The sequence below is a fragment of the Paraburkholderia sp. SIMBA_027 genome (assembly GCF_046535315.1).
In the GTDB taxonomy this organism is placed as follows: Bacteria; Pseudomonadota; Gammaproteobacteria; order Burkholderiales; family Burkholderiaceae; genus Paraburkholderia; species Paraburkholderia tropica.
This window is the reverse complement of the sequence record NZ_JAWRWY010000246.1, coordinates 1-334: the sequence shown is the minus strand read 5'-3', so window position 1 is coordinate 334 and position 334 is coordinate 1. Positions and strand designations below refer to the sequence as shown.

At 35.3% G+C, this 334-nt stretch carries 1 protein-coding gene; it reads right to left on the bottom strand.

Going from position 1 to position 334, the window contains the following annotated elements:
• Positions 1-334, bottom strand: a 334-nt coding sequence (locus SB764_RS38970) for a hypothetical protein (protein WP_410866608.1), incomplete at both ends; no start/stop codon positions are given.

Below are 334 nucleotides of genomic sequence, written 5' to 3'. Positions count from 1 at the left end.
AATACTACGGTTTGATTTTTAGTCATATTATGCATCAGAATGCTGGTAAGCCCTGAAATAGATCCATCATGGAAAACTATTTTTCCATTCTCTTCATTGGTATACATTGCCCATCCCAAGCCATAACTAATCTCTTTGCCTTCTAATTGAAACGTTGCGATTTTTCCGTCATTGAGTGTGGTAGCCGTTATTGCTTCTTCCGATTCTTTTTTATTTAAGATCTGATAAGTAAACAGTGCATTCTGGTATTTTTGCAAGTCTAACGCTGTACTTACAATCCCCCCATTTCCATAAAAGTTGCTTTTTTCAAAAATTAGGAAAGGTTCTTTTAAGG